The organism is Stenotrophomonas sp. YJH_SMC_40 (assembly GCF_059368615.1).
On the sequence record NZ_JCAFRX010000008.1, the window covers coordinates 1 to 13069 of the forward strand.

The following is a 13069-nucleotide window of genomic DNA, read 5'->3' on the forward strand; positions in this document are numbered from 1 at the left end:
CGGCGACCGAGCTTACATGGGTGAGGGCGCTTTGCTTGCGAAGCACTGCTTCGCAAGCGCCCGAACGCACAGCCGCCAGCGGCTGGGCCGGGCCCCGGAGGGGGACTTGCAGCGCCCCCCGCAACCGGACCCACCCCGCCAACCCACAGGAACCCAGCTTTTGACGTTGCTGTTGAGGTTGCCGGCCAGCGGCCGGCACTACCGCAGGTGCAGGGTGCAATCCTGCAAAACAAGCACCACCCTACGCCAGCGTCGGTTGTGCATTCGGCCCCCGCGCACTACGATCCTGCGGTTCGCGCGCGCAGGCGCGCACCCGTATTCCTGCTGAGCGCCCCGTGCGCCGCATCTGCCAACCCGAGGTATCCATGGTCATCAAACCGCGCGTCCGCGGCTTCATCTGCGTCACCACCCACCCGACCGGCTGCGAAGCCGCGGTCAAGCAGCAGATCGACTACATCCGCGCGCGTCCGCCGATCCAGAACGGCCCCAAGCGCGTGCTGGTGATCGGCGCCTCCACCGGCTACGGCCTGGCCGCGCGCATCACCGCTGCCTTCGGCAGCGGCGCCGCGACCCTGGGCATCTTCTTCGAGCGCCCGGGTACCGAATCCAAGCCGGGCACCGCGGGCTGGTACAACTCGGCCGCGTTCCACAAGTACGCCGACGAAGCCGGCCTGTACGCCAAGAGCATCAACGGCGATGCCTTCTCCGATGAAGTGAAGGCGAAGACCATCGAAATGATCAAGGCCGATCTCGGCCAGGTCGACCAGGTCGTCTACAGCTTGGCGGCGCCGCGTCGCAAGCACCCCAAGACCGGTGAAGTCATCAGCTCCACGCTGAAGCCGATCGGCGAGCCGATCACCCTGCGCGGCCTGGATACCGACAAGGAAGTAATCACGGAAACCACCCTGCAGCCGGCTACCCCGGAAGAGATCGCTGGCACCGTCGCGGTGATGGGTGGCGAAGACTGGCAGATGTGGATCGACGCGCTGGCCGACGCCGGCGTGCTGGCCAACGGCTGCACCACCACGGCCTTCACCTACGTGGGCGAAGAGATCACCCAGGCGATCTACTGGAACGGCTCGATCGGCGCCGCCAAGAAGGACCTGGACACCAAGGTGCTGGGCCTGCGCGAAAAGCTGGCGAAAATCGGCGGCGACGCGCGCGTGTCGGTGCTGAAGGCCGTGGTTACACAGGCCAGCTCGGCCATTCCGACCATGCCGCTCTACCTGTCGCTGCTGTTCAAGGTGATGAAGGAAAAGGGCACCCACGAAGGCTGCATCGAGCAGCTGGACGTGCTGTACGACATCCTCTACGGCGGCAAGGCCGACGGCGTGGCGATCGATCGCCTGCGCCACGATCTGGTCGATGGCGATGGCCATACCGTCGCGCTGGTCGACGAGGAAGGCCGCCTGCGTGCCGACTACAAGGAAATGGCGGCAGACGTGCAGGGCAAGGTGGTCGCGCTGTGGCCGCAGGTCACCAATGAGAACCTGTACGAGATCAGCGACCTGGCCGGCTACAAGGCCGACTTCCTGCGCCTGTTCGGTTTTGGCGTGGAGGGTGTCGACTACGAGGCCGACGTCAATCCGGACGTGAAGATCGACAATCTGGTCGACATGACCTGATCAATGAAAAGGCCGGCGAAAGCCGGCCTTCTCTTTTGGTGGGGCCGGCCGCTGGCCGGCAACCCTGGGGACCAAGGACGCCGGCCAGCGGCCGGCACTACCGCGGTCACCCGAACTCGAACCCCATCTCCGGCAGCGCCGGGCCGACGAAGTCGCCCTGCACGTAATCCACGCCGGCACTGAACAGCAGGGTCATCGAATTGGCGTCGCTGACGAACTCGGCGATGGTGCGGATGCCGGCCTCCTGCGCGCGTGCGGTGATCTGGCTGATGCGGTCGATGTTCTCGCGGGTGGCCGCCAGATCGCTGGTGAAACCGCGGTCCAGCTTGAGGAACTGCGGCTGGAAGTGGGCGAGCAGCTGGAACGAGTCCAATCCCGAACCGAACTGCTCCAGCCCGATGCGGCAGCCCAGTGGCGCCACTTCGGCAAGGAACTGCTGCGCACTGCGCAGGTGGGTGAACACCTTCGCTTCCGGCGCATGCAGCCACAGCCGTTCGCCGGGCACGCCCTGCGCCTGCAGCTCGCGCCGCAGGGTGGCGATCATCTCTGGGTCGTCGAACGATTCCGGCGTCACCTTCACCAGTACCTGGGTGGCGTGGCCCTGGCGTGCGCGCTGACCCAGTACGGCGATGGCCTGCGAAACCACCCAGCGGTTGATCTCCGCCAGCAGGCCGTACTCCTCGGCGATGCCCAGGAACGCGGTCGGGCTCAGCAGTTCGCCGTTGTGCTCCAGGCGCAGGTAGGCCTCGTACAGCTCCAGCGGCTCGCCCTGCAGGTTCAGCACCGGCTGGTAGTGCAGCTGGAAGCCGTCGCCGGCCAGTGCTTCACGGATACGGGTGACCCAGCGCAGCACGCGTTCTTCCTCGACGCGGTCGGCCGCAGCCGGGTCGAAGATGCGGCAGGTATTGCCCAGTTCGGCGGCGGCATGCGTGCACTCGCTGGCGCGTGCGAGCACCTGGCCGATGCTGGCGATCTTCTCGCCCACCTGCACGCCACCGATGCTGACCGTCACCGTAGCCGAGCGCGCGCCGATGCTGAACACATGCGCTGCATACGCTTCGCGGATGCGCTCGGCCAGTGCCACGGTCTGCGCGTAGGGCCCGGCCTGCAGCACGGCGAAATTGTGTTCGCCGAAGCGGGCCAGCTGCGCGTCCTCGCCAACGACCTCGGCCAGCAGGCCGGCAAGGGCGCCGATCAGCGCGTCGGCCGAGGCCAGGCCGATGTCCGGGAGCAGGCGCGCGTAGTGGTCCGGCTCGATCAGCAGCAGGCCGAACTGGCCTTCGCTGCGCCCGGCCTGTGCCACTGCGCTTTCCAGCTGCAGCATGAAGGTCGGGCGGTTGAGCAGGCCCGTGACCTGATCGCGCTGGCGCAGGTCCTCGACCTCGCGGGCCAGCTCCGGATCGAACTCCATGCGGCGGCGAAGCACCACCTGCAGGCAGGATTCGCCTTCGTAGGTGGCAGCGGTGAATTCCATGGTTGCCGCGAACGTACTGCCATCCTCGTGGCGGGCATCGAGCTGGTACTGCGGCGGCGGCGCCTCGCCACGGCTCAGGCCCTTCAGCAGCTGCTTGAAGCCTTCCACATGCTGCGCGGCGACCATGTCCAGCAGCGAGATGCCTTCGATGTCGTCGAACTGCTCGTAGCCGAACATTTCCAGGTAGGCATCGTTGGCACGGATGTGCATGCCTTCGTGCACGTAGGCGATGGGATCGCGCGAAGAGGCGATCAGCGCATCGCAGCGGCGCTCGGTCTCGCGCATCTGCGCCTCGATGCGGCGCAGGCCGCGACGGGCCTGCAGGTCCACCCATTGGTCGCGGACCACGGCCAACAGATGCTCGGAGCGCTGGCGCAGGGCGAGGGCACGGATGCCGTGGCTGCTGGCCTGCACCAGCTCGTCCTCGTCGATGCGATCGGCCAGCAGCACCAGCGGAATGTCCTTGCCGCTGGCGGCGATGTGCTGGGCCACCAGCGGCAGCGGGATGCCCTGCGAGGGGGACGCCAGCACCAGGTCGATGGCCTGGCTGGACAGCACCTGGGACAGCTCGGCCGCATCCTGTGGACGCCAAGGGCGCACCGCGATGCCGCTGTTGCGCAGCGTGCTGACAATGGCTTCGGCATTCTCGCCGCTGTCATCGACGATCAGCAGGCGGATGGTGATGTCGTTCGCGTTCTGCATGCACTGCTCCCCAATCTGCGAATCTAGATACACGATGCGCGGCGAACCGTCCATGCGCGCGCCCCTTGCACGCATCGAACGGCGATCTGGTTCACACCACGCCACCGGCCGCGTGGCCGCTGGCCCAGGCCCACTGGAAGTTGTAGCCGCCCAGCCAGCCGGTCACATCCAGCACCTCGCCGACGAAATGCAGGCCGGGTACGCGCTTGGATTCCATCGTCGAGGACGACACCTCAGCGGTATCCACGCCGCCCAGGGTGACTTCGGCGGTGCGATAGCCCTCGGTGCCGCTGGCCACCAGCGGGAACGCGCCCAGCAGCTGCGCGGCCTGGCGCAGCACCGGCTCGTCCAGCTGGCGCACGGGCCGGTCGGGCAGCCAGTGCTCGCACAGGCGCTGCGCCAGCCGCTTCGGCAGTACCTCGGCCAGCACCGTGCGCAGCTCGGCGGCCGGGCGCTCGCGCTTCATCTGGCGCAGCCACTCGCCGGCATCCTGGCCGGGCAGCAGGTCCAGCTCCAGCGCATCGCCGGGTTGCCAGAACGAGGAGATCTGCAGGATCGCCGGGCCGCTCACGCCGCGATGGGTCAGCAGCATGAAGTTCTGGAAGCTCTTGCCGTTGCAGCGCGCCTCGATCGGCAGGGCGACACCACTCAGATCAGCCAGCCGTTCCTGGTGCTTGCCGCTGAGTGTCAGCGGCACCAGCCCGGCGCGGGTCGGCAGCACCTGATGGCCGAACTGGCGGGCAATCTCGTAGCCAAAGCCGGTGGCGCCCATGCTCGGAATCGACAGGCCGCCGGTGGCCACCACCAGCGAGGCGCTGTGGAACAGGCCATGGGTGGTGTGCACGCGGAAACCGTCGCTGCCGTGCTCGATGCGCTGCACGCTGCACCCGGTGCGGATCTGCGCGCCGGCCGCCTGGCATTCGTCCACCAGCATCTTCACGATCTGCTTGGACGAGATGTCGCAGAACAGCTGGCCCAGCTCCTTTTCGTGATAGGCGATGCCGTGCTTGCTGACCAGCTCGATGAAGTGCCAGGGCGTGTAGCGCGCCAGCGCCGATTTGCAGAAGTGCGGGTTGGCCGACAGGAAGTTGGCCGGGGTGGTGCCGGTGTTGGTGAAGTTGCAGCGGCCACCGCCGGACATCAGGATCTTCTTGCCGACCTTGTTGGCATGGTCGATCACCTGCACCTGGCGGCCGCGCTGGCCAGCCGTGATCGCGGTCATCAGCCCGGCCGCGCCGGCGCCGATGACCACCACGTCGCAACGGATCGTGCTCATGCCTTGGCGCGCTTGCGCCAGTTCGGGACCACGTCGAGCTGCATCTGATCGTTGAGCAGCTGCACTTCACCGTCCTGGATCAGCACGCTCCAGCGCATCGCGCGCTGGATCTGCTGGCCCCACAGTTCGACGAAGGCACCATCGAGGTCAACCACCGACAGGTTGTCGAAGCGCGCCAGGCCCTTGCCCTGCTTGCCCCACCAGATCTCCGAGGCGTTGCCGCCGTAATTGACCACCTGCACCTGTCGGCTGCGGTTGCTGGCCTTGCGGATGCGGGATTCGTCGGGATGGCCCAGGTCGATCCATTGCAGGATGTCGCCGGTGTAGTCGTGTTCCCACAGGTCCGGCTCATCGTCGGTACTCAGGCCGCGGCCGAATTCCAGGCGGTCGCCGGCGTTCAGCGCGAAGGCGAGCAGGCGCACCATCAGTCGTTCGTCGGTCTCGGACGGGTGCTGGGCCAAGGTCAGGTTGTGGGTCGCGTAGTAGCCGCGATCCATGTCGCTGATCTGCAGTTCGGCCTTGCGGATGGTGGCGGTAAGAGCCATGGGGGATCCGTGGACTAAAGACGTCAATGATAGAGGTTTGCTCCAAGGGTGTCCGTTGCCGGGCTGTCTGCGCAGCGTCAACGGTGGCACTCTTGGCGCTCTTTCCCGTGGCCGGAATGGACGCCATGACCCTGCCCAGCCACCTGCAGCTGCCCCCCGGCCACTGGCCCAGCCTGCTCGATGGCCTGTGCGCGCGTTTCCCGCGCATCGGTCGCGCGCAATGGCAGGACCGCTTCGCCCGAGGCCGTGTGCAGGATGCGCAGGGCAGGGCACTGGCGCCGGACATGCCCTGGCAGGTGGGGCTGGAAATCCAGTACTTCCGCGAGGTTGCCGACGAGCCGGTGATTCCCTTCGCCGAGACCATCCTGCATCTGGATGCGCACCTGCTGGTGGCCGACAAGCCGCACTTCCTGCCGGTAACGCCGGCCGGTGGGTATGTGCGCGAAACCCTGCTGTCGCGCCTGGTCGCACGCACCGGCAACACCGAACTGGCGCCGTTGCACCGCTTGGATCGGCTGACCGCCGGCCTGGTGCTGTTCTCGACCCAGGCGGCCACGCGCGATGCCTATCAGCGGCTGTTCCGCGAGCGGCGCATCGAGAAGACCTATGAGGCGCTGGCACCGGCGCTGCCCGGGCTGGCGTTTCCGTTGCAGCGGGACAGCCGTCTGGTGCCGGGGGAGCCGTTCTTCCGCATGGCCGAAGTGCCGGGCGAGCCCAATGCGCGCAGCCTGATCGAGCCGATCGAGGCCGAAGGGCCGGTCTGGCGCTACCGGCTGAAGCCGGAAACCGGTCGCAAGCACCAGCTGCGCGTGCATATGGCCGCGCTGGGCGCACCGATCGAGGGCGACGACCTTTACCCGCAGCTGCAGTCGCGGCCGGAGGGCAGCGCCGAGCCTGCACTGCAGCTGCTGGCACAGGTGCTGGCCTTCGATGATCCGCTGACCGGGGAACCGCGGCGGTTCAGCAGCCAGCGCCGCCTGTGCCGAATGGAGCAGGGCGGCTAGCGCGGGTCAGCGAGCCGGGCGTCGGGCCAGCCAGCGGTCCAGCTCGGCCGCGAACAGCTGCCGGTCGCGCGGGCCCAGCGGTGGCGGGCCCCCGGTCTGCACCCCGGCGCCGCGCAGTTCTTCCATGAAATTGCGCATCGACAGCCGCTCGGCCATGTTGTTCGGGGTGTACAGCTGGCCGCGCGGGTTCAGCGCCACGGCCTTCTTCTCCAGCACCAGCGCGGCCAGCGGGATGTCCTGGGTGACGACCAGGTCTCCGGCGGCGACCCGTTCGACGATGGCGCTGTCGGCCACGTCCAGGCCCTGGGGCACCTGGATCGAGCGCAGCCAGCGTGAGGGCGGGGTCCGGATCCACTGGTTGGCAACCAAGGTCAGCTCGATCCCAACGCGTTCAGCGGCACGGAACAGGATGTCGCGAATGACGGTGGGGCAGGCGTCCGCGTCCACCCAGATACGGGGGAGGGCGGGTTCAGCTTGGGTTTCAGCTTCAGTCATTTACCCAGTGTAGGGTAGGAAAATCCTGAATGGGGACTCGGGGTTAGCCTCGATCGGCTGCCAGCCCTTGTCACGTCTAGCGGGCGGGGCCAGCCGATGAACGTCCGGGCTATCGCTTTTTGCAGAAAACACGCGTATCGTTCGTCCCACTGTGTTTGCTAGGGTCACCGTGAATCGTGGCCTGGTGCAGTTGATCTCACGATCCGCTCATCGATCCGCTTTACCAACGCCTGCAACTCAGTCTCGGCCCCGATACCCGGTGGCTGCGATTTTTTCAACATGTGTTTCAGGAGTTAGTCAAATGTCTGATCGTCAGACCGGCACCGTCAAGTGGTTCAACGACGCCAAGGGCTTCGGCTTCATCACCCCGGAAAGCGGCCCGGACCTGTTTGTGCACTTCCGTGCCATCCAGGGCACCGGCTTCAAGACCCTGCAGGAAGGCCAGAAGGTTACCTTCATCGCCGTCCAGGGTCAGAAGGGTATGCAGGCTGACCAGGTGCAGGCGGTCTAATCCGTCTGCTACCGTTTGGTAGCCAGAACGCCGGAAGCGAAAGCTTCCGGCGTTTTTTATTGCCTGCCGTTTTGTAGAGTCGAGCTTGCTCGACTGATTTCAACGACAGTCGCGCAAGCTCGACTCTACAAGCGGCATGCACTCTGCGCGGTAGGATGAAATTCCTCCCCAAGGATCACCCCCATGCGTATCGTCCATCACCTGGAAAACTCCCGTTCCCTGCGTGTGCTGTGGATGCTGGAGGAGCTGGGGCTGGACTACGAACTGCGCCGTTATCCGCGTGACCCGAAGACGCTGCTGGCACCGCCGGAACTGCGCAACGTGCATCCGCTGGGCAAGTCGCCGGTACTGCAGGATGGCGAGCTGGTACTGGCCGAGTCCGGCGCGATCCTCGACTACCTCGCGGACCGCTACGACACCCAGCGCCAGCTGTCGCCGTCGCCGATGCCGGCCGATGGTGCCGAGCGCATCGCCTACCGCTACTGGCTGCACTACGCCGAAGGTTCGGCGATGCCGCCGCTGCTGCTGACTCTGGTGATGGGCCGCATCCGCAACGCGTCGATGCCGTTCTTCGCCCGCCCGATCGCGCGCAGCATTGCCGACAAGGCCGAGCACGGCTTCATCGGCCCGCAGCGACGACTGCACCTGGACTGGATGGAGCGCCGTCTGGCCGAAAGCCCGTGGTTCGCTGGCGAGCGCTTCAGTGCGGCCGACATCCAGATGAGCTTCCCGATCCAGGCGGCCGCCGCGCGCGGCGGTGGCCTCGACGACAAGCCGGCGCTGCGTGGCTTCCTCAAGCGTATCGGCGAGCGCCCGGCCTACCAGCGTGCCGAGGCCCACGGCGGTCATCTGCAGGCGCTCAGCGGCAATTGAGGCGGGCGGCGGTCATCCCCATCTTCAGCACCATGGATACCGACAGCCCCCGTTTCGACAACCGCCTGCTGCACACCCTGCCGGGCGACCCCGAATCCGGCCCGCGCCGCCGCGAAGTGCTGGGCGCGGCCTGGTCGCCGGTGATGCCGACTCCAGTGACGGCGCCTACGCTGCTGGCTTGGGCGCCGGACGTCGCCGCGATGCTCGGCTTCGATACCGCTGAAGTCGAAAGCGAAGGCTTCGCGCGGGTGTTCGGCGGCAATGCGCTGTACGCCGGCATGCAGCCGTGGGCGGCCAATTACGGTGGCCATCAGTTCGGCCACTGGGCGGGCCAGCTCGGCGACGGCCGCGCGATCTCGCTGGGCGAACTGGTCGCACCGGATGGCCGTCATTGGGAACTGCAGCTGAAGGGTGCCGGTCCCACGCCGTATTCGCGGGGTGCTGATGGCCGCGCAGTGCTGCGCTCATCCATCCGTGAATTCCTGTGCAGCGAAGCGATGCATCACCTGAGCGTACCGACCACGCGCGCGCTGTCGCTGGTCGGCACCGGCGAAGACGTGGTACGCGACATGTTCTACGACGGCCACCCGCGTGCCGAGCCCGGCGCCATCGTGTGCCGGGTATCGCCCTCGTTCCTGCGCTTTGGTTCATTCGAACTGCCAGCGTCACGCGGCGAAACTGCCTTGTTGCGGCAGCTGGTCGACGCGTGCATCGCCCGCGACTTTCCGGAGCTCGAAGGGCAGGGTGAGGCGCTGTACGGCGACTGGTTCGCGCAGATCGCGGTGCGCACTGCCGAGATGATCGCGCACTGGATGCGCGTCGGTTTCGTGCATGGCGTGATGAACACCGACAACCTGTCCGTGCTCGGCCTCACGCTCGATTACGGTCCTTACGGCTGGGTCGAGGACTTCGACCCGGACTGGACGCCGAACACCACCGACGCGCAGGGCCGCCGTTATCGTTTCGGTACCCAGCCGCAGGTGGCGTACTGGAACCTGAGCCGGTTGGCGCAGGCGCTGTCGCCGTTGTTTGCCGATGTGGCGCAGCTGCAGGCCGGTCTGGCGGCCTACCAGTCCACCTTCGTGGCCTGCACCCGACGCGATGCCGCAGCCAAGCTGGGCCTGGCCGCCGCCGACGATGACGACCTGGGGCTCTACCAGCGCTGGCAGCAGCTGATGCAGGACGGCGGCATGGATATGACCCTGGCCTGGCGTGCGCTGATGCGGGTTGATCCAGCGGCGCCAGGCGTGGGCGTGCTGGATGCGGTGTACTACGACGAGTCGCGCCAGCAGGCGGTGCAGGCGCCGTTGCAGCAGTGGCTGCAGGACTACGCGGCGCGGTTGCAGGCCGATCCACTTTCGGCCAGTGAGCGCGCGGCGAAGATGGCCAAAGCCAATCCGCTGTATGTGCTGCGCAACTGGCTGGCCCAGGAGGCGATCGACCGCGCAGAGCAGGGTGACCTCGGCGGTGTTCACGCACTGCAGGACGTGCTGCGCGATCCATACACCGAGCGTGCGGGGCTGGAACACTTCGCCGGCAAGCGCCCGGCGTGGGCAGACAACCGCGCTGGCTGCTCGATGCTGTCCTGCAGTTCCTGAGGGTGGGTTTCGGCAGGGCTGCGCCCTGCACCTGCAGAGGCCACCGCGCAAGCAACGGCCAAAGCCAAAGCGGCTCTGGATTGCTGATGGTCTGGCGGGACGGTGTGGGGCTGCAGGACACGCCGTAAACCCGTCCATGGGGGCTCGATGGCGCCATCCATGGCGCCAACGGTCCTGCAGCCCCACACCGCCCCACCTCCGACAGATTCCCGCGGCTGTGGGTAGGTGTCGACCTTGGTCGACACGGTAGATCCACGCCATGCGTGGATGCTCTTCGTTCAATTCTCGAAATGTTCGATTTCGATAGAGATTCATCCACGCATGGCGTGGATCTACGACAGATCGCAGGAAACTGTCGAAGGCGGGGTGGGTCCGGTTGCGGGAGTGTCCGCGGCATGGGCCCGAGGCATGCCTCGGGCGGGTTGGGCAGGACGCCCAACCCCGGTCTTGCCGTGTGCGCAGGACAGCGCACACGAGCAAGCCGCGGCCAAGCCCCCATGGATGGGTCTACGGCGTCTCCCGCAACCGGACCCACCCCGCCATCCCACAGGAAACCCGCTGTTGCCTTTGCTGTTGCTGTTGCCGTTGAGGTTGCCGGCCAGCGGCCGGCACTACCGCAGGCGCTGGGCGCAGCCCGGCCGAACACCCCCAACAGGCAGGCGGCGCCCGGAACAGGTACCCTATGCCGCCATCAGATAGCCAATGTGACATGACCGACGCCCTCGTCGCTCCGCAGTGGGCCTCCCGACTGCGCGACATCGCCGACTTCCCCAAGCCCGGCATCCTCTTCAAGGACATCATGCCGCTGCTCGCCCATGGCGAGGACTTCCGCGGTGCCATCACCGCGATGGCCGACCGTTGGCGCGACCAGAAGCTGGACGCGGTGATCGGTATCGAATCGCGTGGCTTCATCCTCGGCGCCGCGATGGCGCTGGAACTGGGCGTGGGCTTCGTGCCGGTGCGCAAGCCGGGCAAGCTGCCGGGACAGGTGCTGCGCGAGGAATACACGCTGGAATACCGCAGTGACTGCATCGAAGTGCACGCCGACGCGCTGCCGGCCGGGGCCCGCGTGGCGATCATCGACGACGTGCTGGCCACCGGCGGCACGCTGGTCGCTGCGCTGTCGCTGGTGCGCCGCCTGGGCGTTGACGTGGTCGGTGCCGGCGTACTGGTCGAACTGGACGGCCTGGGTGGTCGCGCCCGCTGGGAATCGGATCTGCCGCTGCACACCGAACTGGTGTTCTGATCGAAGGGCAGGTGCCAACCAAGGTTGGCATCTACCAGAGCGAATGGCCGGGAACCGGTAGTTGCCAACCTTGGTTGGCAGCGCTTTTCGCGATTGACGCCACGGATGGGCCAACCAAGGTTGGCCACTACCAGGTCAGATCATTGCCAACCGTGGTTGGCAACGCTGCTTCAATCACATCATCCGCACGCGGAAACGACGGCCCTTGATCTTGCCGGCTTCCAGTTTCGCCACGGCCTTGTTGGCCTGCTGGCGCGCGATCGCCACGTAGGAGCGGGTCGGGAAGATCGCGATCTTGCCGATGAACTTGCTCGACAGGCCGGCATCACCGGTCAGCGCACCGAGGATGTCGCCTGGGCGCAGCTTGTCGGTCTTGCCACCGTCGATCCGCAGCGTGCGCATCGCGGCCTGCGGCAGTTCGGCCGGGCGCGAGGTTGCCAGCGGCGTCTTCTGCCAGTCCAGCGGCTGCCCCATCTGCGCTTCGATGGCTTCGGCGCGGGTCTTCTCGCGGCCGGCCACCAGGCTGATCGCCAGGCCACTGGCACCGGCACGGCCGGTACGGCCGACGCGGTGCTGGTAGCTTTCCACGTCGGTCGGAAGCTCGTAATTGATCACTGCCGCCAGCTCTTCCACGTCCAAGCCACGTGCGGCCACGTCGCTGGCCACCAGTACGTTGCAGCTGCGGTTGGCCAGCAGCAACAACACTTCCTCGCGGTCGCGCTGCTCCATGTCGCCATGCAGGGCCAGTGCGGAGAAGCCGAACTGCTGTAGCGAGTTGGCCACTTCGTCCACATCCTTGCGGGTGTTGCAGAACACCACCGCCGATTCCGGCGTGTACTTCAGCAACAGGCCGGCCAGCGCCTTCTGGCGATGCGCCGGTTCCACCTCGCAGAACAGGTGGCGGATGGCTGGTGCCTGGTCGGCGCCTTCCACGGTCACTTCCACCGCATCGCGCAGCAGGTCACGCGCCATGGCGCGGATGCTGTCGGGGAAGGTGGCCGAGAACAGCAGGCTCTGGCGGTCCCTGTGGGTGCGGCCGGCGATCTCGCGGATCGGCTCCTCGAAGCCCATGTCGAGCATGCGGTCGGCCTCGTCCAGCACCAGCGTGCGCACCGCGCCAAGATTCAGCGCGCGCTTGCGTGCCAGCTCCTGCACGCGGCCGGGCGTGCCGACCACCACGTGCGGGTCATGGCCTTCCAGCGAGGCCAGCTGCGGGCCCAGCGGCACGCCGCCGACCAGCAGCAACAGCTTCAGGTTGGGGATGCCGGTGGCCAGCTTGCGGATCTGCTTGCCGACCTGGTCGGCCAGTTCGCGGGTCGGGCACAGCACCAGCGCCTGCACGCGGATCAGGCTGGGGTCGATGGCCTGCAGCAGGCCCAGGCCGAAGGCGGCGGTCTTGCCGCTGCCGGTCGGCGCCTGTGCGATCACATCGCGGCCATCCAGGATGGCCGGCAGGCTCTGCGCCTGCACGGGGGTGAGGGTGGTATAGCCGAGGGCATCCAGGCCGGGCTGCAGGGCCGGGCTCAGCGGCAGGGTCGAGAAGTCAGTCATGGCACATTGTACCTGCCTGCACGGCCGGTCCCGCCCAGTGGGGTGGGGACGGATCCCTTTCCGCAAGAAAGGGCTTTGACCCCGTCGGAGTCGTCATCCACGGATGGCGTGAATACACCGGGGGGCATCCACGCATGGCGTGGATCTACTGGCAGGTGCCGACCCTGGT

11 protein-coding genes are annotated in these 13069 nt (G+C 67.0%); 6 read left to right on the forward strand and 5 right to left on the reverse strand.

All coding sequences use genetic code 11. The annotated features are described in order from the left end of the window. Positions 1 to 365 precede the first annotated feature (365 nt). Positions 366 to 1625, forward strand: a complete 1260-nt coding sequence (gene fabV, locus AC5P6X_RS15510) for an enoyl-ACP reductase FabV (protein ID WP_012479931.1) — start codon at positions 366 to 368, stop codon at positions 1623 to 1625. A 106-nt stretch (positions 1626 to 1731) separates the two neighbouring features. Here the strand turns inward: fabV and AC5P6X_RS15515 are convergent, their stop codons facing one another. The 3 genes from AC5P6X_RS15515 to AC5P6X_RS15525 all read right to left on the reverse strand — a co-directional run bounded on the left by AC5P6X_RS15515 (position 1732) and on the right by AC5P6X_RS15525 (position 5622). Then, on the reverse strand, positions 1732 to 3801 hold the full coding sequence (locus AC5P6X_RS15515) for an EAL domain-containing response regulator (RefSeq protein ID WP_005413024.1): 2070 nt from the start codon (positions 3799 to 3801) through the stop codon (positions 1732 to 1734). A 91-nt stretch (positions 3802 to 3892) separates the two neighbouring features. Continuing rightward, positions 3893 to 5077: a BaiN/RdsA family NAD(P)/FAD-dependent oxidoreductase gene (locus tag AC5P6X_RS15520; RefSeq protein WP_049449849.1), complete on the reverse strand. Its 1185-nt coding sequence runs from the start codon at positions 5075 to 5077 to the stop codon at positions 3893 to 3895. Then, entirely contained in the window at positions 5074 to 5622 is a 549-nt protein-coding gene (locus tag AC5P6X_RS15525) for a YaeQ family protein (protein ID WP_005409263.1), read from the reverse strand. Before AC5P6X_RS15525 ends, AC5P6X_RS15520 begins: the two co-directional genes overlap by 4 nt. Positions 5623 to 5747: 125 nt before the next feature. Here AC5P6X_RS15525 and AC5P6X_RS15530 point away from each other — a divergent pair, with 125 nt between their 5' ends. After that, on the forward strand, positions 5748 to 6626 hold the full coding sequence (locus AC5P6X_RS15530) for a pseudouridine synthase (protein WP_088436122.1): 879 nt from the start codon (positions 5748 to 5750) through the stop codon (positions 6624 to 6626). A gap of 6 nt (positions 6627 to 6632) precedes the next feature. On the opposite strand, the gene AC5P6X_RS15535 is transcribed toward AC5P6X_RS15530, so the two are convergent. Further along, a complete protein-coding gene (locus AC5P6X_RS15535; protein ID WP_059034065.1) occupies positions 6633 to 7121 on the reverse strand; it encodes a YaiI/YqxD family protein in 489 nt (162 codons plus the stop codon). Between the two features lie 301 nt (positions 7122 to 7422). Here AC5P6X_RS15535 and AC5P6X_RS15540 point away from each other — a divergent pair, with 301 nt between their 5' ends. From AC5P6X_RS15540 to AC5P6X_RS15555, 4 genes are all read left to right on the forward strand, one after another. After that, positions 7423 to 7632 (forward strand): cold-shock protein, encoded by a 210-nt coding sequence (locus AC5P6X_RS15540; RefSeq protein WP_004153307.1) that lies wholly within the window; start codon positions 7423 to 7425, stop codon positions 7630 to 7632. A 183-nt stretch (positions 7633 to 7815) separates the two neighbouring features. Continuing rightward, positions 7816 to 8505 (forward strand): glutathione S-transferase family protein, encoded by a 690-nt coding sequence (locus AC5P6X_RS15545; protein WP_149500938.1) that lies wholly within the window; start codon positions 7816 to 7818, stop codon positions 8503 to 8505. 32 nt (positions 8506 to 8537) lie between these two features. Next, on the forward strand, positions 8538 to 10103 hold the full coding sequence (locus AC5P6X_RS15550; protein ID WP_149500939.1) for a protein adenylyltransferase SelO: 1566 nt from the start codon (positions 8538 to 8540) through the stop codon (positions 10101 to 10103). 709 nt (positions 10104 to 10812) lie between these two features. Continuing rightward, positions 10813 to 11349 carry an adenine phosphoribosyltransferase gene (locus AC5P6X_RS15555; protein WP_005413028.1) on the forward strand — a complete coding sequence of 179 codons (537 nt, stop codon included), beginning with the start codon at positions 10813 to 10815 and terminating at the stop codon, positions 11347 to 11349. 174 nt (positions 11350 to 11523) lie between these two features. Here AC5P6X_RS15555 and dbpA read toward each other — a convergent pair whose 3' ends face one another. After that, the gene (gene dbpA / locus AC5P6X_RS15560; protein ID WP_495215521.1) at positions 11524 to 12900 is read right to left on the reverse strand and encodes an ATP-dependent RNA helicase DbpA; all 1377 of its coding nucleotides are present in this window, start codon (positions 12898 to 12900) and stop codon (positions 11524 to 11526) included. Positions 12901 to 13069: the final 169 nt, after the last annotated feature.